The sequence below is a fragment of the Longibacter salinarum genome (genome assembly GCF_002554795.1).
Taxonomy (GTDB): domain Bacteria; phylum Bacteroidota; class Rhodothermia; order Rhodothermales; family Salinibacteraceae; genus Longibacter; species Longibacter salinarum.
The window spans coordinates 164226-187527 of the sequence record NZ_PDEQ01000002.1; the positions used below are offsets into that span (position 1 = coordinate 164226).

Genomic DNA, 23302 nt, shown 5'->3' on the forward strand with positions numbered 1-23302 from the left:
CAGGTGTTCAGGAAAGCGCGTGAGCAGCGGTTAGAGGCCTTGCTCGGAGCGCTTCAGGATGAACAGGCCTTCGTTCATGCTGCTGACGACGATCGTACCGCTCTCGAAGAACGGGTAGTTGCTCCACGAGCCGCCGAAGCCCGGGCCGTTGTCGCCAAACGGTACCGTGTCGAAGTGGCCGATCTCGACCGGCTCCGTCCGGTTGCTGATGTCAATCATCCGCAGACCGCTCTGATAGTTCGACTGGTACATCACGTCGTCGATGATGTACAGGTTGTGATCCGAAGAGCGTTCCGGGAGGAAGTACTCCTTCACCAGCTGCGGGTCATCGAGGTCCGAGACGTCCCAGACGAGGGTCCGCGTGTTGTCGGCGAGACCGTTGATTTCGTCCAGCTCGTCGTTCACGTAGTAGTACTGGTGCTCGTCGTCCAACCAGCCCTGGTGCACGTAGGCGTGATCCGGGTACGAACCAGTCGAAATCGCCTTCGGGTTTTCCTTGTCGCTTACGTCCGCGATGCTGATGGCGGTCTCGTTCGCGCCGAAGCAGATTTCTTTGCCCTGGTGATCGGTGTCGGGGCCGTTGTAGACGACGCACTGCGCGTCGTGGCTGTAGCCGGTGCCTGTGCGACCCGTGGAGGGGTCGGCGAAGCAACCCGCGAAGCTCGGCTCGGCCGGCGTGCGGATGTCCACCATGTGGAGTCCGCCACCGCATGTTTCTCCACCGCCACCGGCGCCCACGATGTAGGCGTAGCCGGTGTCCTCGTTGATGACGACGTTATGCGCGCTGTTGACGTTGTCGTAGTGCGCCGTCTGATCGAACGTGACCGGCATGTCGTCAGAGGTCACGTCGCGGAGTTGCGTGAGGTCGAAGACCTGCATGCCGTGATCGCCAGCATTGTCAGCGACGACGTAGACGTGGTTCTTGTAGACCTTCATGTCACGCCATACGTTCGCGCGGGACCCTTCCGTCATCGGCAGGTTGCCGACGTACTTCGGAGCGCCCGGGTCGGTCACGTCGACGAACGAGGTGCCGTTGAACCGGCCGACGAGAGCATACTCGCGTCCGGTCTCGGGGTCGGTCCAGCCCCAGATGTCGTTCAGGCCATTGCCGCGCCCGCCGCCAACTTCATGGACGGGGAGGAAGGCCGACATGTCGACCTGTTCGCAGCTGAAGCGTCCGGCCGTGCCGCCTTCGCAGCGGACTTTATCGCCGGTATGGCGGGAGAGCACATCGTACGGTCCGGGATCGAGAACCGAACTCATCGCCCAGTTGCCGTCGGCGTTCGGTGTGAAGATGGCTGCCGTTCCCGTACGGTTGACCGCACCAGGCTGGCCGGCAACGAGCAATCCGTTGGAGGCGGCGAGGCTGGCACCCAGCCCGATGTTTGGTTTGACGTCGTTGGCGGCAATGCGACGAACCGATCCCCAGACGTCACCATCCCGCTTGTCGAAGCGGTAGATGGCGCCGGACCGGTCTGAAGCGCCCGGAGCGCTGATCCAGAGGCTTTCGCCGTCGAAGGCGAGGCTCGAACCGAAGGCGTGTGGGCTTTCGCCGTCGAACGGGAGGAGGCGGTCGTCCGCGCGCCAGGCGTCGGCATCCGCGTCAAAGACGAACGTATAGGCGGCACCGGTGCGGCTTCCTTCGCGGGGTGCGCCGATGAGGAGGCGGAGGATGTTCTGCGAATCGCGCTGCATGGCGAGGGAAGCGCCAAACTGGGCGCCGCGCTCGATGGCATCACGCGTAACCTGACCTGCTTCGGACCAGGTGCCGGTGTCGGCATCGTACTGGAAGGCGTAGACGGTGCCACTGCGGCTTGCCGGTGCACCCACGAGGAGGTGGTCTCCACTCAGGGCAACGGAGGCGCCAAACTGGGAGCCTTCACGTGCTTCGCTACCCGTTAAGACGGCGGATTCGCTCCAGCCGTCCGTGCCGCGTTCGTAGATGAAGGCACTGCCGTCGCCGGAGCTTGTGGCGGCCGTCACGACGGCGCGCGAGCCGTCAATGGCAACGCGCGTGCCGTACCCCTCGGTGGTGTCGGACGGGGCGAGCTGGGCCGTTTGCGTCCACGAACCGTCTGCGTCACTCTCGAAGATGTAAGCCGCCTGCGCGCCTGGGGCGCCGACGATCATCCGGTTTTCGCTAACGGCAATGGATGTGCCGAAGCCGTTTTCCAGATCCCCGTTCTCCGCGCGGACGAACGACGACTGGTTCCACGTGCCGTCGTCCTCTTTCGAAAAAACGTAGACGCGGCCAGAATCGTGTGGGTGGGAGGGTGCCCCGACCAAGACATCGTCACCGTGAATCGCAAGGGACGAGGAGAAGGGGCCGGATCGTTGAGCAAGGCTTGGCGGCGCGAATAACAGCGCCGTTACGAGGGCAAGTAAAAACGTGCGCATAGATCGGGGCACGAGTTTAGGAGAGTGAGATCGAAGACCCGGCGCGCGGGGCACAGGGTGAGGCGTCGCGAGGAAAACGAACCAGGTGGCCCATTTCGTATGCGGCGCCGTGCCGGGACAATACAGATGGAGCACGGCAGAGAGAACATGCCAACCCGGACAATGACGAGTAGCCGGTCGGCGTCGAGAAAGTGATAGCAGTTGCAGGGATGTCGGTTCCGCCGCTCATGACGCGAGAGCGTAGTTGATAACGAGCATTGTCATTCGGACGCTGGCTCATGGGTCGTTGACCGTGCTTACGGCCGTGCGATGACGGTCGCTTCACTGTCGAGACGGGTGTTGCATCTCGTTTTGAATACAGTGACTCACCAGCAAGGAATCCATATTCGTTTTTTTCGCGACACAATGTGGGCGACGACAAAAAAGAGGACACGCCTGAGCGGCATGCCCTCTGTCGATTGCCTAATTGTACGACTCCCGTCAGAGCACAGCGGGGATTTAGTGCTCCGAAAGCATGACCCTGGGGATACGTCCCCCGGCTGTACCGGGAAACGAAACGTAAAAGGTGTCGTCCGTGTGAGCTGGTAATGACCGTCACACGCGACGTACTGATCGTACGTCAGCAGGTCGTTCTAGAGTTCGTCGAGGTTGACCTTGTCCTTGATTGCCTTGTACATGGACCACGATATAAGAACAGCGTGCGGCTCGTTATTTTTCTGAATCAGCACACCTGTTTTCGAGTCTCGTACATGATCGATGAGTTCAGACGTCTCAGCCCGCAATTCAGTGATGGTAGCGATAGAATCAACGCCTTCTGTATGATACATTTCTGTAGTGAGAATCTGGTCGTAGCGAAGTCGTGAAGGGAGCAGTCCCTTTATCTTTGTCAACAAAACATACGTGTGCAACCCTTAAATCAGCGTTTCGTGGGTATAATACATTGCAGAAAGACGTAGTATGATATGGGAATAGAGTGTGAAGTATGGCTTTTCTCGTCGTCACTGACGGATTTTTGGCTTCTTGTAAAGCGATAAACGGCGAGGAAGCTTAATTTCCTCTTCGATACTCAAAAGTTTATTCGAATCGCGATCGGTTACATATTAATTATCTTGGGATGCTAAATATTACTCCGGTTGACCATGGTAACGACGGCTCATTCACCGGGCGAGCCCATCTGGAGTGATTCAGGTCTCGGCTCACGAGAAGGGAAGCCTGAACTGGGATACCGAACGTTACTTCGGAGTGCGCTGCGATCCGTTGTTTTAATACCCCACCCGTTAACAGATGAATAAAATCTGTATGTAGCGTATGGCAAAATAAATTGACTTCGAGTGATTATATATCTATATTTATGAACTCAGGGGGGGTAGCCTCCGTCACCATCTGATCCTTAGCCAATCAACCACCATGTATAAGACGGAAGGTGTTGACGCGATTGCGACCATTACAGAAGTCCGGAGTCAGACATCTGAACTGATCGATCAGGTTCAGGGGAGCAAGCGTGGAATTATGATTCAGCGTAATAACGATCCACAGGCGGTGCTCATTTCCTGGGATCTCTACAAGCAGATTAAGGATCGAGTCGATCTGCGTAATTTGTAGAATCGCTTTGTTCTCCGGGTACGTCGTGGCACTGGCACCCGGGGAAGACATTTCGCACGGGTATCCCGCTCATCGCGCTGATGAGCGGGATTTTTTATTGGTCATAAAGGTCATAGGTGGGCTGAATCGGTGAAAAGAGCGGTATCTCAACGGCTGTGGATCATTCGAGTGAACGTCGTTGATACGGATTTTTAAAAGATGATCGTTCAGCGTTCGCTTTCGCGTATAGGAGAGTACGTGGGACGCAGCACGTTTCAGTCATGTAGCGGGGCGTCACGCGACCGTCACGGTGCCATGATCATTTGCACTGGACCCGGTGTATCCCGAAACCTCCGCTACATGGTCCGGGAGCGGTTCTAGGCCGATGAAGTCCGTCGCGGAACCGGGCTCAACGCTGGGTCGTCAAGATTTTCATGTTGATCGATGTTGGTCAACATTTTTTTCTGTATATGCCAGGTTTAAAACCTCTGAGGGGGATGGATCGCGAAAACGTGAGCGCGGTCGTTCATATCTAGTCGTAGGCCGGATGATCGTCCTTTGGCACGTACGCAGTAGACACGATGTGTAAAATCAACGAGGCATGGTGTTACGAGCATTGCGAGGACCGAACGCCGGGAGGTCCGTCCTTTTGGATGGCCGAAGGCTGTCCGCCAAACAGGCTCTTGAATGTGATGTCGCCATTCTACAGAAGTGCAGTCTGGTTGCTGAGCCGATACGGTTCGCTAACAGCACCTCCATCGCCGGTACACGATCGGTGCATCTTCGATGGCGACCGTGATACATATTTTGCGTGACGTCTTATGGCCTCTGTACGACCGAATCCGCCCGACGATGACGCCCTAGTCCAGCTGCAGAGTGCAGCCCTGGATCAGGCGGGCGAAGCGATGATTCTCCTTGAAGATGATTCCGACGGTCACCCGGGTCGACGCGTGGTGTTGGTCAACCACGCCTTTACGAAATTAACGGGTTACGAGGCCCAGGAGGTCATTGGGAAAAGCCTGTTCCTGTTGAAGGGACCTCAGACGAATCAGGATGCGCTGGACCGGATCGCCGAAGCGATGGAGCAGGGCGATCGAATCTCGGAGGATATTTTGAACTATCGCCGCGACGGCTCGACATTCTGGGCGCGGTGTACGATTGCTCCGATGCAGATGGATCCAACCGGTCCACGGTACTGGGTTTCCGTTCAGCGCGACATCACGTTCGAGCGAGAGGCACGAGATCGGGCACGAAATAGTGAAGCGCGGTATCATGCGCTCGTCGATAGCTTTCCCAACGGCGCAATCTTTCTTTTCAACGATGACCTGGTGTTCGAGCTGGCTGGGGGAGAAGCGTTGCGGTCCGCGGGTTTCATTCCGTCGGACGTTGTAGGCAAATCCCTACGGGAGGTTGTGCCGGATGGCGTCGGACGGGAGCTTGAGAAGGTCTATCGCGCCACGCTGGACGGAACCGGAAGCTGCGAGCAAGTCACGTACAAAGACCGCGTTTACGAGACGCAATTCGTTCCGATCACGGGTGATGAAGGAAGCATTGCGGCCGGGATGGTCGTCGCCGTGGACGTGACGGAGCGCCGAACGGCGAAGCGAAAGCTTCAAGAGAGCGAAACGCGTTATCGCATTGTTGCGGAAAACATGCGTGATCTCGTATGTCTACACCAGCTCGACGGAAGCATTGAGTGGGTTAGCCCGTCCGTAGAACAGCTGACGGGCTACACGCCGGACGAATTCTGCCAGCGAAAGCTCGAAGACATTGTCCATGCGGACGATCTGCCCGCGCTCTGGGCCGACGCCTACGACCCGGTACTTGCCGGAGACGCCGGCGCGCGCGGGACGTTTCGCCTGAAAGGGAAAAACGGGCAGTCCGTCTGGTTCGAGACGCTCACTCGACCCGTGGAGGATGACGAGGGACGTGTGGTCAAGCTTCTGACCACGTCGCGCGATGTAACCGAGCGGAAGTCGTTCGAAGAACGGCTCATCCGGGCGAAAGAGTACGCGGAGAGAATGAATCGATTGAAGTCCGCATTTCTCGCCAACATGAGTCACGAGATTCGAACGCCGCTCACGAATGTGATTGGCTTCGCGGATGTGCTCGCCCAGGAGGTGCCCGATTCACAGCGCTCCCTCGTGTTACACATTCAGAAAGGTGGGCGACGGCTCCTGCAGACCCTCAACTCGGTTCTTGATCATGCGCAGTTGGAAAGCGAAACGGTACGTATTCGTCCGAGCCGGGTCGACATTTGCGAACTGGTCGCTGATGCCGTCAGCTTTTTTCGACCGCACGCGGAGCAGAACGGGGTGAGTCTATCTGTACGTGTCCCTAAGGATGAGGTGTTCGTTTATACCGACGCCGCTGCACTCGAGCGCGTCGTGAATAACCTCATTTCGAATGCTCTAAAATTTACGCCCGAAGGAAGCGTCGTTGTCGAAGTGAGCGTAGGTACTGAAGATCGTCCCGAGGCCCTCTCCGCGGCGACCGATGGGGCTCGATCATTGCAGCGAAGCAGGCGGTATGGTGTGGCGGTCGGACGCACGGACGCGGAGCATCTCCCGGTAGAAATTCTGGTACGGGACACGGGCGTGGGTATCGACCAAGACTTTCTGCCCAACCTGTTTGTCCCGTTTGAGCAGGAGTCTACGGGACTCCGTCGGTCTTTTGAGGGGACCGGGCTCGGTCTAAGTATCTCGGCGCGCCTTGTTGAAATGCTCGGTGGCGTTATCGCTGTGGATACAGAGAAAGGAAGCGGGAGCACGTTTCGCGTGAATCTTCCACGCTCCGTTTGAGGGTGCCCGACCCTCGGTCACATCTGTCTCCGCTCACGTCCGGCAGGTCGCGTAGTAGACCCAGGCGATCAGGACGAACTGTAGAGGCAATCGCGCCCAGAGCGCCCAGCCGGGAATCTTGCTGAAGTCTCCTGGATGGAGGGCCATGTGCACGTTCGCAGGGAAGACAGCGAGCAGGAGTATAATAAGGCCCCAACCGGCATAGACCCGATACCCGGGCAACAGTACGCCGACCCCGCCCAATATCTCGAAGAAGCCGCTGATGTAGACCAGCGTCATCGGGGCGGGAAGGTACGGCGGCATGATACGGACGTACATCTCAGGCCAGACGAAATGCCCGATACCGGCCGCGATAAAAATGAGAGCGATGGCGAGAACGGAGATCGAGGGCATACGGAAGAGTTGATAGGGATGGGACGAGTGGTGTGCCCGTCTACTCGCGCGGGGAACGCGGGCTCCAATGAGCCGCAAACGTAATATAGGTTACTTCATCGTCCCGGCATCTTGTACGCGGTCCAGGTTGGTTGAGTCGGAGGGAATGGGGATGGAGGTCGAGTCGCGGATGACCCAGAGGTGAATGACGTGATCCGGCCCAACACGCTCGCTGCGGTCCGGCGTCCACAGCTTGTCGCCGTAGTTGTGGGACACGATGCGGTCGCCGGGATCCATTTCCCGCCGGATCTTCGGAAGTAGTTTCTCGATGACATCGGGAAGCAGGTAGATGGACAGCACCGTCGCTTCACTCAGGTCCGTGTCGAAGAGGTTCGCTCGATAAAAATCGACCCGGTCGGCAACGCCGGCGAGCCGGGCATACGATCGAGACTGCTCCACGAGTTCGGGTACGATCTCGATACCGACGCCACGAGCGCCATGCTGCTGGGCCGCGGTGATAATCATTCGCCCGTCTCCGCTTCCGAGGTCATAGACGACGTCGTCCTCGGTGACCTCCGCCATCGCCAACATTTTCTCGACGACCTTCTGCGGCGTTGCGACATAGGGCACGTCGGTGGTGTACGGCGTCCCCTCACTGTACACGGAGTCCACCGGCATGGGGCGCTCGGAGTTCGAATCGGACGTACATCCACTTGCGAGCCAGGACATGGCCACGGACAGAAGGATGAGTACCGGGATGAAACCGCTCGAAGCGGAGCGCGATAATCGTGACATTTCGGGTTGTGCAGGCTGCGTCGGGGGGAGAGGGTCTTCGACAAAAGGCGTGCGGATGTGATTCGGTGAACCGAGCCGCGGTCAATCGACCGTAAGCGATCGCATGTAGCGGTTGAATCGACACCGCTCGTCCTCAACGTCCTGACTCAGTTTCCGGATGTCGGACCCATCCTCTCGGGTTACGCCGTGCAGGTCAACCTGAGTTATTGCTATCGTCCGGGCGAACGGGTGATGGGAGGGAAAGATGGTTAGCCTGGCCGTGCGGCGGTCCGGATCCTGAATGATAGAGTACACTGTTACGAAAGTCTAGAATCGCGACTGTTCGGCACACGGTCCATCAAACAAAAAAAGCCGGTCCTGACAGACCGGCTCATCGGTGCGATGTCGAGAGCAGACGCGTGCATCACAGGGACAGTGCGTTCGCGTACCTACGCTGAGCGATCGCTATCTGTTGTCGGACATCAATTTACATTTACTCCCGTCTCTTCGTCGTACGCCGGGGCACGAAATGAATGTGCATGACCGGCCGAAAGGTCGATATCTTGAGCAGACTCGGAGACGAAGTCCGGTACGTCTGAGCCGGATTCCTCCGGCGAGCCGCGAAGCACGACGTAGAAGAACGTGGCGAAAAGTCCGGACGTCACGAGGAAGCAAAGGATACTGAACGCGAGAGCGAACGGATGAAGGTCGTAGTCGATTGTGGGCATGGGAGAGGGTTGGGTGGTGGGTTCGGCTACATGCAAACGTGGAAGATGTGGTACGAGTGGAATCTAACCTAAAGTTGCCCGTCGAGGACATCCTTACGGAAGGTCGGAAGCCAAAGATGACCCGGGGCAAAGCTTCTTGTTCGTTCCTGGGGCGAAGCGATGCAAACCGAGCGGGGGATTGCACGAAGCGAAGCCACAGGAGCCGGGCGGCGTCCGTGCGAAGCGCGCATCCCGAGGCGACGAAAACTGATGGATCATCGGTCGTCTTCTGGCGCGGGAAGTGACAGTTGCGTCCGCGCCGTTGGTGAATAGACAGGAGCGCCGCTTTACCTGCACCATGGCGTATGGACGAGAAACACCGGCGCGCTCGCATCGTGCCACGCGAACCGACATTGATCTATCTCTCTACGTCGACTATGACTCGTTCTCGCTGTATTTTCGCTGCGCTCCTCGGCGTTCTCGCCATATTGAGCGTGTATCCGCACAGTACGTTCGGTCAGTCTCCCGATCCTCCGGTTGCCTCGGATGGAGACCTGCCCTTCCAGATCGGTGAGCCGGTCGCCGACACGTCTGTCGCTCTGATTCTGACATACAACAATGCGACGCGCACGGTAAGCGCAGAATCGTACGAACAGTCGGTGCAGTCGATGACGCGCGGGCGACCGATTCCGTCGGGGCAGGAAACCGCCGTCCACCGCCAGGCCGTGATCAGCCAGGTCGTCCGGATGGCGACCACCCATGCTGATGAGATCCAGAGTCTCGACGTCGACACGGCCGCTGTTGGCGAACAGTTTCGGCAGCAGCGCGCACGCTTTCCCGATAGCACGGCCTTTTCGGACGCTCTCTCGCAGGCCGGAATGACGGAGGACTCGCTGCGGTCGATGATCGCTTCGAGCCTTCGCATGAACGCCTACCGGGACACGGTAGCAGAGACGGTCGAAGCGCCGCCGGCAGACAGTGTTGAATCCTACGCAGAAGAACAGGGAACCGTCGGCGCACGGCATATCCTTCTGCAGGTCGAGCCGGGTATGAGCGAAGAGAACATCGACTCTTTACGCACGGTCGCGGCGTCCTTGATTGATAGCGTGAACGCCGGCGCGGACTTCGCACGGCTCGCCGAAGAATACAGCGATGGACCCTCCAGTTCGCGAGGCGGCGACCTCGGCACGTTCAGCAGGGAGCGAATGGTTAAACCGTTCGCTGATGCGGCGTTTTCGATGCAGGACAGTAGCGAGGTTTACCCGGATCCGGTTCGCACCGAGTACGGATTCCACGTGATTCAATTGACTGAAGCCCCGCAGCCGATGGAGATGGAGGAGGCCCGCGGTGCCTTGATGGAGGAGCGTGTACAGACGGCCTTCCGAGAAGAGATGGAGCGGCTCATGGAAGACGTGATGGTCCGCATGAATCCGGACCTTGTCCCGCTTGCAACGTCGGATCTTCGCAAGTAAAGGCGCGAGCACGGCGGTGTTGATGACCTTCCGTGCGTTGAGACAAGTAATAATGCGACCGGCCGGGGAGGCTTTTCTGTCTTCACCGGCCGGTTGTGTTCTATGCCGGGACGCGCTGGCGAATGTAGTGGTCGAATACGAACGCACCGAACGGGATCACGGAGGCAATGAACGCCATGACGCACTGCTTCAACGTCATGGTGTCGCGAAGATAGACTACCGCCAGGAGCGCCATAAACACGACGAAGAGGAGGCCGTGGATCGACCCAACGAGTCTCACGGCTTCGGGCATGCCGTAGATGTACTTCATCGGCATGGCGATGAAGAGCAGGACGATGTAAGATATGCCTTCAATGATGGCGCTCATGCGCCAGGAGAAGAAGAGCGACATGGGAGCTTGAGGTCAGGGGGGCGGGGGGCGGTTGGGCTCGGTCCGGCAGAGACGAATCCAGGCATAATGACACGGCACGTACGACAGATCAGTCTGCCGCGATTCGTCGGGAGGTGCATCTCCCAGCGGTTTTCGCCGGGGGTTCGAAAATAATCTGCCCCCTACGCTCTAGTTCAACGCGGGCTTCAGCGAAGAAAGGGAGACGCGCTCGCGGAGCAGGAGCGTATCTTTTCGGCCTCGGAGCTCAAGGAGGACGTGGGGATCGGGAGCTTCGAATGATAAATCGATTCGTCCGTAGTGGAGGACCTCCACGAGGTCGCCGACGCGATGCTTGTTGACTTCGCCTGGGGCCGGCGTCGTATGCGTCAGTCCACTTGAGGTCAACTCATAGAGTGGGTATCCGATCGCTGTGTCGTGGCGAGACAGCTCTCCGCGGTGGCGGTCGCCGCTGAGTAGGATTACGCCGGACGCGCCACTCTCTCGGATCGTGCGAAACAGTCGGTCACGCTCGGCCGGCACATCGGCCCATTTCTCCCATCGATGCTCCGTGCCAATCGCCTGGATACTGGTGCCGATCAGGTTAACGCGCGCCTCAGACTCGCGTAATTCCTGCTCAAGCCATCTCCACTGCTCCTCGCCAAGAAGCCGGGCACTTGAGTCCGGTGCGTAGAGTCGACTCGGGGTGTCCAGCTTGGTGAGCGGGTCGCGATGAAACCGGGTATCCAAAAGAACTATCTTGACCTGTTTTCCGGGTGGTCCAAATGTGTGAGACGAATAGACGCCTTTACGGTCGCGGCGTGGGCTGTCAGCCGACACACCCAGGAAGTCCAGAAACAGTTGCTGACTGCTGTCACGCTTGGCATACGTTCGGTCGCCGTCGTTCACGCCGTAGTCGTGATCGTCCCATGTGCCCAGAACGTGCGCCTTCTCGCGTAGGGCTTCGTATCCTGGTTGGCTTTTCTGGTGGTCGTACTCCGCCTCCATCTTCGCCATGTTCTCTGTATCGGCGTAAATGTTGTCGCCCATCCAGATCCAGAGGTCGGGTGAGGACTCGCCAATCGGGGACCAGAGGGGTTGCTTCAGCCGCTGGTTGTTGCAGGAGCCGAATGCGATGCGCGTGATAACAGAATCTGACGAGGACGTCGTGGTGCGATGGGTCTGCGGGCTCTCGGGGGCCTGACATCCGAGAGGCCATGCTACGAGCACGGCCATAGCAAGCAGACGCAGGCGACAAATATGCGACGATGCCATGGGAGCGGGAGCGTTTCTGCGGAACGTTATCTTGTCAACCCTCCCGGGGAAAAGTGCGTTCCGTCCGCCGGAGTCCAAAGAAGACCTCGCATGCTATGATCGTTGACAACCAACGTTCGTTTTGATCGTGTTCACGGGTGTTGGTATGTTACGAACCGAGCGCGAGTAGCGGCTTGTAGAATCCGAGGGGCCACGTCCAGGCATCTTCTGCCTGGCTGCTCTGGATACGGACCGCAAACATGGGACACTCATGTGGGTACGTGCTCATGTTTTCGTGAAGCACATGCTCAAGCGGTCGACGTGCTATGTAGCGGCGATCGTCCCTCAGCGTTGAACCTCGATTTCTGTCATTGCATCTGAACCGTTATGAAAACCGAGACCACCTCGCCCCGCATGCAGTCGATGATGCGCCGCTGGACCCTGGTGATGGCCGTTGTCGCCATGCTGTCAGGCTTTGCAGCGGCACCCGCCACAGCGCAGGACGCGGCGTCGATCATGGACGACGTTCGTTCGTCGTACGTTGAAATGTTCGACGGCGTAGACAATTATATCGTTGAAAGCGACCTGTACACAACCTACTACAAGCGAGAAAACGGAGGAGGCCCGCTTGCTTTCAAAACATCGACTCAATTGAAGGGGCAGTCCTCTCCGATGGGCGGTCAGACGGTCCAAAATCAATTTGAGCAGTTTGACAAGCTCGCCGAGCATGGAACGTACAGTGGGACGGAGACCATCGACGGCGTCGAGTGCTACGTCATCACCGTGGGTGATCCGAGCAAGATCGATCCGAACCTGTCGTCTATGAACGAGATGAAGTACTTCATCGGAGTTGACGACAACCACATCCATCGCATGGAGATGTCTGGCAATGGTGCTCAGCAGGGAATGTCAGGCATGACGATCCACCTCGGTGATTATCGCACGACGGATGGGGTGACGCTGCCGTGGAAGATGACGTTTGAAACGCAGATGTCGGAGGCGCAGCGCCAGCAGATGCAGCAGATGAAGAAGCGCATGGAGCAGATGCCGGAGGCTCAGCGCGAGCGGATGGAAAGCATGATGGGTAAGCAGATGGAAGCCATCATGAGTGGCGATCCTGTTGTCGTTACAGTCCAGAGCGTGACCGTCAACGCCGACTTGCCGGAGGGTGCATTTTAATCACGGCGGAGCGATTCGCTGCGTACGAAGGCAAAACCCCCTCTCTTCCAGCATGGAAGGGAGGGGTTTGTTTTATCGACGAAAAGACAGCTCGGCCACGTCTAGCTCATCAGACGAGTTGAATGGATCCAAGATGTGAAACGCATCAGGGAAAGCCGATTGACGAATGTAGATGTGTAGTCATGGCAAGGCAGATTAGGGCAATAAAAGCGGCTCTAATCGCCTGTTTGGGTATCTTTGTGTCGTAGGTGAAAGACGTAGATCACTGATACGGGTGTTGTGATACGCCGCAGAGGAATAGGTTTACGTGTATGATTTTAGTGCTATCGGCGATAATGTATTAACAGTCAGTCGTATCTCAGCTTCTCGGGCAGCGGATTATATTCGGTGCGATAACTCGATCTTGACAGCACCTTATAAAGATCACCATTGCGCCGGTTGAATCTATCTTTATTCGTGCAATACGTAGAACGTCGTCGTCCGGTATCCAGGATTATGCACGATCGATGGCGTCTCGGTGAAGGGGGGAAATCTAGGTCGAGGTGTAGGGTCGATTGGGGCTATCGTGGTAGTGATATCGTTGTGGTGCCATAAAAGAAACAATATATCGTATTCCACTCTGATCGGTTACTCGGCACATGGCATGGTATTCTCATATGGAATAGGTAAGCCTCGTAGGCATTAACGTGAAGAATTAGATAGGTACGAGTGTGCGTTCGGGATGTACTTATTTCTTTTTGTCACTTTTTGTATGATACGAGCGTTGATAGCAAAATATTTTCTTTCCCCATACAGACCTTTTTCCAATGTACCAGACTGAAGGCGTTGACGCCATTGCTACCGTCACTGAGATCAGAATGGAAACGGCAGCTCTGATTGATGCAGTGAATAAGAGTTCGCGAGGTATCGCGATTCAGCGGAATAACACACCGGAAGCGGTGCTGATTTCGTGGGAGCTCTACCGCAAGCTCTCGAAAGTCGTAGACTTCGAAGAGTTGTAGGACGCTGAGGGCAGACTGAGCAGGGAGTCTGTGATAAATGTGCCGTTTTAGAACCTGTTTGGCGGACGATCTCTGGCCTACGACTTCGTGGATCTTGTCCCGTGGAGCTACTGCGCTTGCCCGGTAGTTCCCCACGGGGTAACCTCCTTTCAGTCGGCCCCGGCAACCGATCCATCCACTAAACAGGTTTTCAACTGATCGCACCCGCAACCGAGCGCTAATGGATGGTTGCGTTGCAGGGGGAAAGGGCACGACACCTGTTGTTTCTGTACACTACTTCCTTTTTACTGTTGGAAGCGGTTTTAAGACCAAGTCAGCCGGTGCCGAACTGGGCCTAACTTGAGCGTAGCCGTTACCTTAAGTGGATGGATTATTACTCTGGAAGGCTTTTTGTGACGACGTGAGGTCAATGCGTTGGAGTGTGGCTTGGTGCGCGACGTAGTGCCACGACTCCTTCCCGGAATCCCGGACGCCCACGTACTCGTGCGCCCGCTCCGCGTTAACTCGTTGGATTGGCGCCGTCTTGGCTTTTAACCTCTCTGCCTAGTAGCGGACGTGTATTCCCCGCACGCACGCCGTCTCCCGACTCGCGTCACCCCCTTGATACACATGCTACCCGTTTCGTCGTCGTCCTCTGTGGACTCGACCCTTTCTGATGCGTCATCACCGGATCCTTTAGATCCTGTCTACCGCGTTCTGCGAGCAGCGGTCAATGTTGCCTCTGCGACGGGAGCGGCACTTTTAGGCCGCTCGAAGCGAACCGTCGTTGCTGATCTCGATGTCTCGCCGGCCATAGCTGAGGCCTTGATTGGACTTGCTGATTCAGTCGACGGCCCGTACGTGTCCGAAACACAGAATGTCTCGGATCGAGCAGCTTCCGAGGAGAGCGGTGTGTCACGCTTGAAGCCATTTCGCGACTTGGGCATAGGAGGTGTGGCACTTTTTCCCATCCGCCCTCCATCCGCTGACGGCGCTAGCGCGGACGACGCGATCGGGACGCTCTGTGTTGTGTGTGAGCAGCCGGATGAGTGCTGGCTCACGTCCGCGGCGCAGATCGAAGATATTGCCGCACTCGCCTATTCGACCCTGGAAGATCGGGTGGAATCGCACGACGACACTCACGGTGCAGCCCCGAAAATAGCGCACGGCGATCTGCCGGCGCTTTTTGACGACGCGCCCATTCTATGCTGTACCTTGGACGACCAGGGCCGCTTATTGCACGTGAACTCGGAGCTCGAATCGTTGTCCGGCTACGAGCGGGAGACACTACCGGATACGAGAGCCTTCGTTGAGGCGTTGCTACCAGATCACGAAGTGCGACAAGAGGCGGTTGATTTCCTTAAGGAGGCTCCGGCCCGGTGGATTTCGCTCGACATGCACACCTCGTGTGGGTCCACCGTGACGACGCAGTGGATGTGTGTCGTACTCCCCGGCGGACGCCGTTTGGCCCTCGGGTTCGACGATACGGAGCGCAAGTCGTACGAGAACGCCCTCCGCGAAGAGCGGGATCGCTTTGCCACGCTGTTTCAAAATCTGCCGACCCCTGTCGTTCACGGCGTTCCAAAGAACGACTCGTTTATCGTTCGCACGCTGAACCCGGCATTCGAATCGGTATTTGACATCACCGCCGATGAGCTCGAGGGTCGCGATTTACACGCTGCGATCGTGCCTGTGCATGATCGAAAAAACGCCGTGGTGATCAACCGTACCGTGGTGGAGAAAGCGACGGTGCGAGCGGAGGTTCGTCGGATTGCGGGCGGCGAAGAGCGTGACTTCCGCGTCCGGGCGGCTCTGCGACCCGGCTCCACCGGGAGCGACAGCGAAGTGTACGCGATTTATACCGACATCACGGATCACAAGACGTATGAGCGGAAGTTGCGCCAGGCGAAGGAGAGCGCAGAAGAGGCTGCACGGCTCAAGTCCGCTATGCTTGCGAATATGAGCCACGAGGTTCGGACACCCCTTACCGCGATCATCGGTTTCGCGGAAATTCTCCACGCGTCCCTCGACGCCGAAAATGCACGTTTTGCCCAGACCATTCGGCGTAGCAGTCACCGGTTGATGAATACGCTGGACTCGGTACTTGAGCTCTCGAAGTTGGACGCAGGTGCCTACGCGCTTCGTCGGTCCGACGTAAGCGTAACCGACCACGTGTGCGAAACCGTGGAAATGATGATGCCGATGGCTGAAAATGCCGACATCGATCTTTCCGTTGCCACACCAGACGACGATGTTCGGGGGCGGCTCGATTCAAACGCAGTGGATCGCATTCTGACGAACCTCATCAGCAACGCGATCAAGTTCACGCCAGGAGGTGGAGCGGTCCGTGTTCAGGTATCGCGCGACGAGGGAGCTGCGACCCAGCCCGTTGCGCGGATTACGGTCGCTGATACCGGCGTGGGTATCGACGCCAGTTTCGTTCCGCATCTCTTCGAAGCGTTTCGGCAAGAGTCGGACGGTGTGGGACGCACCCATGAAGGTGCCGGACTCGGGCTGGCGATTACGAAGCGCCTCACTGAAATGATGAACGGCACCGTTCACGTGGATAGCGAAAAGGGTGAGGGTACGCGGTTTACCGTGACGTTGCCGCTCGACAATGGGTGAGCAAGCGAGACTGGGACCGTGTGGACATCCAGATGCGCCAAAGGCTTCGATAGCCGGCATACGTCCGCGGTATCCTGCGGACGGAGCATGTCCTTGAGTCACGTTGGCGTCCGGCGCCGGATTCTACTCCAACGTTCACCTAGAACGCGGCGGAGATGCAGTTCGAGTTCTCCTCTGATGGAGATTTGGCGTGTCTCGACGACATCGAGATCAACGAAAACGTGGTCATCGCTCACGCGGACGTGAGACCGGCACTTGAACGATATGGTCCTGGGTCGGAGCTCGCGCGTGAGGCGATCGATTATGCACAAAGCAACGAACTGCCCGGCAATCTAATTTGTCCGTTTGCGCGCAGAGAGACTCGACGTAAGCCCGACGCTTACACCCGTTGAGTTCGTTACCGAGCACGTGAGTGGATGACACTGTGAGAACCTGTTTGGCGGACAGCCTTCAGTCCTACCTCAGACGTAGCGTTCTGCCTTCCTCGCGACCCATCCGCCAAATAGGTATGAACGTACTGGCACACGTCGCGTACTGCAGCCCACGCTAAATCCACGGAGAAGAAAAGACTCGCTATGAGAAAGGTCGGAATCGCTCTCGTTGTACTCGGAATCGTCGGAATGATACTCACGAGCGTATCATTCAGCACGGAGGAGACGGTCGTTGACGCCGGTCCGTTGGAGATTCAGAAGGAAGAAGAGCGTACGCTTCCGATTCCAACATATGCTGCTGGCGGCCTCATCCTGGTCGGCGGCGTGCTGCTTGTGGTCGACTGGCAGCAGAAGCAGTGAGTGAGAATGAGGGGGCCTCAGGTGTCAAACAGAGACATCTGTCCACCGGGCAGGCGGCGAAATTCGTTCGTCTTCAGCGCGTCGGTGCGTACGTCAAGGCCCGCCGATCGTCTGGCGCTATGGAAGAGCTGGTTGAGAACGGACGCCCACTCGCCCTGACCGCGGAAGCGACGACCGAATGTGGAGTCGTTCAGCTTGCCGTCTCGAAGCTCCCGAAGACGTCCCAGGATCCGGTTCTTCCGGTCGGGAGCATGCTCATCGAGCCAGTCTTTAAATATATCCTCGACGGGTCCGGGCAAACGTAGCAAGATGTAGCTCGCCGCCCGAGCGCCGTTTTCGGCAGCGGAGGATAGAATCTCCGGGATCTCTTCGTCATTCAGTCCCGGGATAAGCGGTGCGAGAAGGATACGGACCGGAATGCCGGCTTCGCTCAGCGTTCGAATCGTTTTCAGGCGAAGAGAGGGACGTGCGGCTCGTGGCTCCAGCGTGCCAGCGAGCGAATCATCGACGCTCGTGAGGGAAATGTTGACGGTCACGAGGTCGTATTCCGCCATTTCGGCCAGCAGATCGACATCCCGGCGGATCAGCGCCGACTTCGTCACGATCGACACCGGATTTCGGTGTCGGAGAAACACCTCCAGGCAGCGCCGTGTGATTTCTAGCTCGCGTTCGACCGGTTGATACGGATCCGTGTTGCCGGAGAGAGCCACCGGCTGAGGCGTCCAGGACGGTTTCTGCAGCGTCTCCGCGAGAAGGGTGGGCGCCTGTGTCTTGACGAAGATCTTCGATTCGAAGTCGATGCCTGCCGAGAGGCCCCAGTACTCGTGTGACGGACGGGCGTAGCAGTAGGGACAACCATGCTCGCATCCCTTATACGGGTTCAGCGAGAACTCGAAAGGGACATCCGGGCTGTCATTTTTCGATAGAATGGAGGTCGAGGGGTCGGTGAAAAATGTGGTGTCGACGCTTCTCCGCTCATCTTCATCCAGTTCACCCGGGTCGAGATCCACGTACATCGGTTCAAAACGGTTCGGCACATTGCGGCGTGCCCCACGACCTCGGCGCCACGGCATCTCGTCGTTCATGACCGGTTCGATCTTCGGGAGAAAGGGTCGACTCACGTACCAATGTACGATATGTGCAATACATGTTCAATCGCGTGAGGGGAGATCCTCGCGACGCAATTCTCGATGAGAAGGTGATGGATGAGATTACGCGCCGATGGATCTGATCGCCCGTCGTCGACATGGACGAACGGCGCAGGTTGATGTAAGACCGCACGGTTCCCGTTGCAGGTGTGCATGTTTTGACTCACGATGGCGAACCCGCGGAAACATCCAATTGTGAGTCAGTTTCATCCGGCATCGATGGCTTGTTTCCCCATGAAAATGCCACGTGACCTATTTCTGGATCGCTTTGCACGTTGTGACGGTCAGTCTCGGACTGTCGATGGCCGTTGGTACAGCCCTCAGTTTGAGCCGGCATCCCCACTGGTTCATTCGCGGTTGGGACTTTCCGCGTCCGCTTATTGCGTCACTGGCCGCGATCTCTGGAATCATCTTCATGCTCCGATTCTACAACGGCGGCTTCTGGGACATCGCCTTTCTTGCTGTCATGGGATTGACGGTGGCATGGCAGATTCGCCGCATTGCACCCTACCTCCCGGTGATGCCGCGTCCGGTCGACTGGGCGCGTCGGCCGCGTCAGGAAAATACGCTCCGTATCGTGAGCTCAAACGTGATGCAGGAAAACGAGGGGTATCAGACCTGGATCGACGTTGTGCGCGCGGCCGATCCGGATGTCATTTTGGCACTCGAGGTGGATGCGGAGTGGGAGAAAGCGATGCTATCGCTGCGGGACGACTACCCTCACGTCGTCGCACAGCCTCAGGACAATTACTACGGGATGATGCTGCTCTCGCGCCTGCCCCTCGTAGACCCTGAGATCCGCACGTTGGTGGAGGACGACGTACCATCGCTCAAGACTCAAATCGAGATGCGCAACGGCCAAACGGTCACATTCTATGGTGTGCATCCTCGCCCCCCCGAGCCGATCCGCGACAATCACGCCGAAGAGCGTGATGCAGAAGTGGTGTTGCTCGGCCGCGAGATGAAAGAAGTCGATGGCAGCGTTCCGACCGTCGTTGCGGGCGACTTCAACGACGTCGCCTGGTCACATACGACAGACCTCTTCATTCAACTAAGTGGCTTGCTCGATCCTCGCAAGGGTCGGGGCATTTTCAATACCTTTCATGCGGAGTACCCGATCTTCCGCTTCCCACTTGATCACATATTTCACTCCAACCACTTCAAGCTCGTCAACCTGCAGCTTTTAGACTACGTCGGATCGGACCACTTTCCAGTTTGTACGGAGCTCCACTATGAGTGGCGAGCCCCTGAAGACCAACCGGAGCCAGAGCCCTCCTCGGATGATGTTGAGGAGGCCCAGGAGAAAGTGGAACGCGCCGCAGAATCGCAGCACTGACGGAGGCATGGCTCGAGCCGTTCACAAGATAGGCTCAACCTGCGTGCCTTCCGTTCCGTTTCGGACTCACATCGGACTCGAACAAGCGCTTGATGCCATGAAGACGTTATCGATGACTCTAAGCACCGCAGTGTTCGCCGTATTCATCCTCTTCGCGGGGTGCCAGGAGGCCGGCGACGCGGACGAGGCCTCCACGGAGACAGCAGAAAACGGTGAGGTGGCTGCTGAAATGGAGGATATGGAGCAGGACTTCGAGCAAGTCTTCCAGGGTATCGACAATGATATCGAGGCTCTGGGACAGGAGTTCGAACAGGCCGGGGAGGCTGCCGGAGACGAGATGCAGCAGGAGTATCAAGAGCAATATCAAGAGATTCAGCAGCAGCGTCAGGAGCTCGACAATCAGATGAATCAACTCGAGCAGGCCAGCGAAGAGGAGGCGGCCGAGCTCCGAGCGAATATCCGTCAGAATCGTCGGGAGCTGCAGCAAAACGTCGACCGCCTTGTTCTTGAAGCCGCAGAGGAGCAGGATGAGTTCGTCGCCGCGGCGGAGGAACGTTTGCAGCGACTAGACAGCGAGATCAACGAGCTCCAACAGCAAGCGCAGATGGCGGAGAACGAAATGGAAGCCGAGACGCGCGAAGAAATTCAAGAGTTGCAGCAGCAACGCGACGAATTGCAGCAGCAGCTCGAACAGGCCGAACAGGCAACGGAAGAGGAGTTCGCTGAGATGCGTTCAGGCCTGGTCGATGGCATCGTAGAGGCACGTTCCGAGACGGCCCAGGCTCTGGATGAGATGGAAGAGGGAATCGAGCCGAATAGAGAGATGTCCAATCCAGATAACCAATAATCACCTCGGACTCCACACCTTTTGGTTCCGTTCGCGTGCTCGGGAGAAAGCGTACGCTCTGATGCCGTCGCATCATCGCAGAATCACGAGACGTAGCGTGTAGCAGAACGGAGGAGGAATGGACACACGATGAGGCCTCCCGTCGTTACGGCGGGAGGCCTTTTTTTTTACTGCATCACAGCGAACGGTACCCCGATGCCGTTCGAGGCGAGTTTCGAATCCAGATGGGAGTGCGTATGTTATCCTGCGTTCCCTCCAACGTCGCAACGTACCTTTCCCACGTGTCCACTACCTCGACCGAATCCATGACGCTCTGCGGCCGCGAGATCACCTATCGTGTCCGTCGAAGCAAGCGGGCAAAACGCGTTCGTATCCGAGCGAATCTGAAGGGAATTACCGTCGTTCTTCCGCACCGTGCCTCCGTTGACCCAGCCGTCATTCTGCAACGGAAGGCGTCCTGGGTGCAAAAGCATCTGGACAAGTTCGCCCGGCTCCGTGACCGGCTCCCGGTGCGAACGTTTGAGCCCGGAGCGGTTTTTCCGCTACTCGGGCGGGACCGTACCGTCCGCGTCGAGCCATGCGACCAGTCTCACGTGTCCGGCGACACGCTGCTGGACGGCGATTCGCTGGTTTTGTGCCGCGACCGGGTCCAGGCCACCTCCGTGCATGCCGAGTTGGAGCATCTATACCGGGAGACTGCCCGCGCCCATTACGCGGATCGGGCACAGCATTTCGGAAGCGTGATGGGACTCACGTACGATCGCCTGCAGATTCGCAATCAGAAGACGCGGTGGGGGAGTTACTCGCCTCGAACCGGTACCCTGAGCATGAATTACCGGCTGTTGATGGCACCTCCGGCAATCGTGGACTATGTCATCGTGCACGAACTCGCCCACGTTCTGCATGCAAACCACAGTGCCAAATTCTGGCGCGTGGTCGAGCGCTATGATCCGACGTACCGGGAGAAAGAGCGGTGGCTGGACGAGCATGGTCCGACGCTCATTTTCGATGGTCGTCACGTATAGCCGAATTGCGATACTGCGTCCATGGCGCATGTCGGAATGCGCAAAATACCGGGGTGCGAGAGTTCAGGCGCGTTGATATTGGACCGAGTCTCCAGGCCTGGGCGGCGTGTCTACGTGGTTCACATCGCCCGTTTCGACGGTCTCTAAAGAATGGGTGGTGGTTCGATGTCCGAGTCTGATCGTGTGGATGATATCCCGTTTTTTTCTCGATGGATGGTTTCTCGCTGCCGCACGCTGGGCCGGTGGAGGATGATGCTCATTCTCGTGCTTGTGGGGGCTGTGACGCTGGGCAGTGGTGAGCATGAGCGAAAATGGCAGGCGACGGGTCCGCCCGATGCGATCGCAGAAATGCCATCGGCCGAGGATCATGTCTTGACGCTGCGTCGAGCCGTCCGTGCGCCCGGGGAAACCGCGTACAGGGGAAAGACGCTTCCGGCAGGCACCATCATCGTTGTGTATCAGGAGTACGGCGACGAACCGCACACCATCGACCGGCAAGGGTATAGTTCGCGTGACGCCCTTGTCCATCAGATCGTGGGCACAGTCACGGGAACAGGGCAGCGGGGGCTTGGCAGCAACGTGCGGGTAGACACACTGAACGGTCTGGGGCGGTCGCGAGAACGGTATGCGGGCACGGCACCTCGCGGCTCGGGGGTGTCACCGTCGACATTCATTACGTACGTAGCGGCTCGCCTTCCAAATGGTGAACTCCTCGAAAGCTACGTCAATGCGGGGAAGGATGGCTACACACCAGGGTTCGATGCCGTCTGGTCAGGGCGGATGACGATGGGGCCGGTGCCCCATGATTCGGTCGACGCCATCAACCGTCTCTTTGACAGCGTCTTGTTTCCCGTTGGTTTGCCCGAGGTCGCTTCATCGGCCTTGGCTGCTGTATCTGGGGGGCTGCCACGTGTGTCAGGGGGCACGTCGAGTCCTTTCGAGAGAGAACGGGGAGATACGGCACGAGCGAGCAACCGCCAATCCGTTGAGCGAACATCGAGCCGGACCGCGAACGATCGAGTCCAAGAGAAGAAGCGCACCCCGCGGCAGCAGGAATCGAATACAGAGATTCCGTTCGTCAGGCCACCCGACGACGAGTTCGCGAGCCGGGGCGGCCGTCCTGCCGACCAGGTGAGGGATCGCGATCCCATTCCGCTGGAATCCGATGACCCGGAGCTTCGACATTCCTCCCGCGAGGACGTTCGGTCGGTTGCTCGTGTCGAGGGGATCCCGCCGACGAAGCGGGTGCCACGCGAATCCACGGCCGGGGTGAATGGATGGTGGCTTCTCCTCGTTGGAATATTGATGGGCATGGTGGGCGTAGCGATCGGCGTGAAGTATCGCGAGCAGATTATCCGCTTACCGAACCTGATAAAATCAGAGGAGGACGAGGAGCCACCGACCGATCTGGTTCCACAGTCGCAGGAAATGATGACAGCCCGGTTGCAGCCGCCCTTCACGGATACGGCTCCGGAGTTCAATCTCGACGACAGCTTCTGGGATGTCCGTGGCGAATCCCAGGCGGAATCCAGGGGCCAGGAGGGTCTGGACGATCTCCGATTCCAGGAAGATCGTTGAGCGAATGAGGGTGTGGCACATCGAATGGGAGAGCGGCGGCTTTCTTCTACGCGCCGCATTCCGTACTC

21 protein-coding genes are annotated in these 23302 nt (G+C 57.9%); 12 read left to right on the top strand and 9 right to left on the bottom strand.

Translation table 11 applies throughout. From position 1 onward, the window contains the following. Positions 1-30: 30 nt before the first annotated feature. Both CRI94_RS04225 and CRI94_RS17990 read right to left on the bottom strand, forming a co-directional pair. Positions 31-2397, bottom strand: a complete 2367-nt coding sequence (locus CRI94_RS04225) for a choice-of-anchor B family protein (RefSeq protein WP_098074429.1) — start codon at positions 2395-2397, stop codon at positions 31-33. Between the two features lie 632 nt (positions 2398-3029). Next, the gene (locus tag CRI94_RS17990; RefSeq protein ID WP_098074430.1) at positions 3030-3224 is read right to left on the bottom strand and encodes a type II toxin-antitoxin system Phd/YefM family antitoxin; all 195 of its coding nucleotides are present in this window, start codon (positions 3222-3224) and stop codon (positions 3030-3032) included. Positions 3225-3804: 580 nt separating this feature from the next. Between CRI94_RS17990 and CRI94_RS04235 the strand changes: the two genes are divergently transcribed. Both CRI94_RS04235 and CRI94_RS04240 read left to right on the top strand, forming a co-directional pair. Continuing rightward, entirely contained in the window at positions 3805-3999 is a 195-nt protein-coding gene (locus tag CRI94_RS04235) for a type II toxin-antitoxin system Phd/YefM family antitoxin (protein ID WP_098074431.1), read from the top strand. An 800-nt stretch (positions 4000-4799) separates the two neighbouring features. Next, positions 4800-6779 carry a PAS domain-containing protein gene (locus CRI94_RS04240; RefSeq protein WP_098074432.1) on the top strand — a complete coding sequence of 660 codons (1980 nt, stop codon included), beginning with the start codon at positions 4800-4802 and terminating at the stop codon, positions 6777-6779. A gap of 33 nt (positions 6780-6812) precedes the next feature. On the opposite strand, the gene CRI94_RS04245 is transcribed toward CRI94_RS04240, so the two are convergent. From CRI94_RS04245 to CRI94_RS04260, 4 genes are all read right to left on the bottom strand, one after another. Further along, the gene (locus tag CRI94_RS04245; protein ID WP_098074433.1) at positions 6813-7172 is read right to left on the bottom strand and encodes a DoxX family protein; all 360 of its coding nucleotides are present in this window, start codon (positions 7170-7172) and stop codon (positions 6813-6815) included. Positions 7173-7262: 90 nt separating this feature from the next. Further along, positions 7263-7946 (bottom strand): SAM-dependent methyltransferase, encoded by a 684-nt coding sequence (locus CRI94_RS04250; protein ID WP_143815292.1) that lies wholly within the window; start codon positions 7944-7946, stop codon positions 7263-7265. An 81-nt stretch (positions 7947-8027) separates the two neighbouring features. Then, positions 8028-8240 carry a hypothetical protein gene (locus CRI94_RS04255; protein ID WP_098074434.1) on the bottom strand — a complete coding sequence of 71 codons (213 nt, stop codon included), beginning with the start codon at positions 8238-8240 and terminating at the stop codon, positions 8028-8030. Positions 8241-8407: 167 nt separating this feature from the next. Further along, a complete protein-coding gene (locus CRI94_RS04260; RefSeq protein ID WP_098074435.1) occupies positions 8408-8653 on the bottom strand; it encodes a hypothetical protein in 246 nt (81 codons plus the stop codon). A 416-nt stretch (positions 8654-9069) separates the two neighbouring features. Between CRI94_RS04260 and CRI94_RS04265 the strand changes: the two genes are divergently transcribed. Further along, positions 9070-10104: a peptidylprolyl isomerase gene (locus CRI94_RS04265; protein WP_179862151.1), complete on the top strand. Its 1035-nt coding sequence runs from the start codon at positions 9070-9072 to the stop codon at positions 10102-10104. 100 nt (positions 10105-10204) lie between these two features. On the opposite strand, the gene CRI94_RS04270 is transcribed toward CRI94_RS04265, so the two are convergent. Together CRI94_RS04270 and CRI94_RS04275 are read right to left on the bottom strand one after the other, a co-directional pair. Then, entirely contained in the window at positions 10205-10495 is a 291-nt protein-coding gene (locus tag CRI94_RS04270) for a DUF3817 domain-containing protein (RefSeq protein ID WP_098074437.1), read from the bottom strand. A 168-nt stretch (positions 10496-10663) separates the two neighbouring features. After that, entirely contained in the window at positions 10664-11746 is a 1083-nt protein-coding gene (locus tag CRI94_RS04275; RefSeq protein WP_098074438.1) for an alkaline phosphatase D family protein, read from the bottom strand. A gap of 366 nt (positions 11747-12112) precedes the next feature. Here CRI94_RS04275 and CRI94_RS04280 point away from each other — a divergent pair, with 366 nt between their 5' ends. The 5 genes from CRI94_RS04280 (at position 12113) to CRI94_RS04300 (ending at position 17300) form a co-directional block, all read left to right on the top strand. Then, positions 12113-12904 (top strand): hypothetical protein, encoded by a 792-nt coding sequence (locus CRI94_RS04280; RefSeq protein WP_098074439.1) that lies wholly within the window; start codon positions 12113-12115, stop codon positions 12902-12904. 806 nt (positions 12905-13710) lie between these two features. Next, positions 13711-13905, top strand: coding sequence for a type II toxin-antitoxin system prevent-host-death family antitoxin (locus CRI94_RS04285; protein ID WP_098074440.1), 195 nt, complete (start codon positions 13711-13713; stop codon positions 13903-13905). Positions 13906-14514: 609 nt separating this feature from the next. Next, the gene (locus CRI94_RS04290) at positions 14515-16509 is read left to right on the top strand and encodes a PAS domain-containing sensor histidine kinase (protein ID WP_098074441.1); all 1995 of its coding nucleotides are present in this window, start codon (positions 14515-14517) and stop codon (positions 16507-16509) included. A 155-nt stretch (positions 16510-16664) separates the two neighbouring features. After that, positions 16665-16901: an N-acetyltransferase gene (locus CRI94_RS18145; RefSeq protein WP_098074442.1), complete on the top strand. Its 237-nt coding sequence runs from the start codon at positions 16665-16667 to the stop codon at positions 16899-16901. Positions 16902-17084: 183 nt separating this feature from the next. Beyond that, positions 17085-17300: a hypothetical protein gene (locus CRI94_RS04300; protein WP_098074443.1), complete on the top strand. Its 216-nt coding sequence runs from the start codon at positions 17085-17087 to the stop codon at positions 17298-17300. 17 nt (positions 17301-17317) lie between these two features. Here CRI94_RS04300 and CRI94_RS04305 read toward each other — a convergent pair whose 3' ends face one another. Continuing rightward, positions 17318-18421: a PA0069 family radical SAM protein gene (locus tag CRI94_RS04305; protein ID WP_245846068.1), complete on the bottom strand. Its 1104-nt coding sequence runs from the start codon at positions 18419-18421 to the stop codon at positions 17318-17320. 274 nt (positions 18422-18695) lie between these two features. On the opposite strand from CRI94_RS04305, the gene CRI94_RS04310 reads away from it, so the two are divergent. From CRI94_RS04310 to CRI94_RS04325, 4 genes are all read left to right on the top strand, one after another. Further along, positions 18696-19784 carry an endonuclease/exonuclease/phosphatase family protein gene (locus CRI94_RS04310; RefSeq protein WP_098074444.1) on the top strand — a complete coding sequence of 363 codons (1089 nt, stop codon included), beginning with the start codon at positions 18696-18698 and terminating at the stop codon, positions 19782-19784. A 97-nt stretch (positions 19785-19881) separates the two neighbouring features. Further along, the gene (locus CRI94_RS04315) at positions 19882-20631 is read left to right on the top strand and encodes a sll1863 family stress response protein (RefSeq protein ID WP_098074445.1); all 750 of its coding nucleotides are present in this window, start codon (positions 19882-19884) and stop codon (positions 20629-20631) included. Between the two features lie 281 nt (positions 20632-20912). Beyond that, the gene (locus tag CRI94_RS04320; protein WP_098074829.1) at positions 20913-21656 is read left to right on the top strand and encodes a M48 family metallopeptidase; all 744 of its coding nucleotides are present in this window, start codon (positions 20913-20915) and stop codon (positions 21654-21656) included. Between the two features lie 213 nt (positions 21657-21869). Then, entirely contained in the window at positions 21870-23234 is a 1365-nt protein-coding gene (locus CRI94_RS04325) for a hypothetical protein (RefSeq protein ID WP_179862152.1), read from the top strand. The last annotated feature ends 68 nt before the right edge of the window (positions 23235-23302 follow it).

Bases quoted from the DNA above. Each gene is read 5' to 3' on its own strand.
- CRI94_RS04225 (WP_098074429.1), bottom strand. From the start codon at position 2,397: ATGCGCACGTTTTTACTTGCCCTCGTAACGGCGCTGTTATTCGCGCCG.
- CRI94_RS04240 (WP_098074432.1), top strand. From the start codon at position 4,800: ATGGCCTCTGTACGACCGAATCCGCCCGACGATGACGCCCTAGTCCAG.
- CRI94_RS04280 (WP_098074439.1), top strand. From the start codon at position 12,113: ATGAAAACCGAGACCACCTCGCCCCGCATGCAGTCGATGATGCGCCGC.
- CRI94_RS04315 (WP_098074445.1), top strand. From the start codon at position 19,882: ATGAAGACGTTATCGATGACTCTAAGCACCGCAGTGTTCGCCGTATTC.
- CRI94_RS04300 (WP_098074443.1), top strand. From the start codon at position 17,085: ATGAGAAAGGTCGGAATCGCTCTCGTTGTACTCGGAATCGTCGGAATG.
- CRI94_RS04250 (WP_143815292.1), bottom strand. From the start codon at position 7,946: ATGTCACGATTATCGCGCTCCGCTTCGAGCGGTTTCATCCCGGTACTC.
- CRI94_RS17990 (WP_098074430.1), bottom strand. From the start codon at position 3,224: ATGTATCATACAGAAGGCGTTGATTCTATCGCTACCATCACTGAATTG.
- CRI94_RS18145 (WP_098074442.1), top strand. From the start codon at position 16,665: ATGCAGTTCGAGTTCTCCTCTGATGGAGATTTGGCGTGTCTCGACGAC.
- CRI94_RS04270 (WP_098074437.1), bottom strand. From the start codon at position 10,495: ATGTCGCTCTTCTTCTCCTGGCGCATGAGCGCCATCATTGAAGGCATA.
- CRI94_RS04325 (WP_179862152.1), top strand. From the start codon at position 21,870: ATGGTTTCTCGCTGCCGCACGCTGGGCCGGTGGAGGATGATGCTCATT.
- CRI94_RS04235 (WP_098074431.1), top strand. From the start codon at position 3,805: ATGTATAAGACGGAAGGTGTTGACGCGATTGCGACCATTACAGAAGTC.
- CRI94_RS04285 (WP_098074440.1), top strand. From the start codon at position 13,711: ATGTACCAGACTGAAGGCGTTGACGCCATTGCTACCGTCACTGAGATC.
- CRI94_RS04260 (WP_098074435.1), bottom strand. From the start codon at position 8,653: ATGCCCACAATCGACTACGACCTTCATCCGTTCGCTCTCGCGTTCAGT.
- CRI94_RS04265 (WP_179862151.1), top strand. From the start codon at position 9,070: ATGACTCGTTCTCGCTGTATTTTCGCTGCGCTCCTCGGCGTTCTCGCC.
- CRI94_RS04275 (WP_098074438.1), bottom strand. From the start codon at position 11,746: ATGGCATCGTCGCATATTTGTCGCCTGCGTCTGCTTGCTATGGCCGTG.
- CRI94_RS04245 (WP_098074433.1), bottom strand. From the start codon at position 7,172: ATGCCCTCGATCTCCGTTCTCGCCATCGCTCTCATTTTTATCGCGGCC.
- CRI94_RS04290 (WP_098074441.1), top strand. From the start codon at position 14,515: ATGCTACCCGTTTCGTCGTCGTCCTCTGTGGACTCGACCCTTTCTGAT.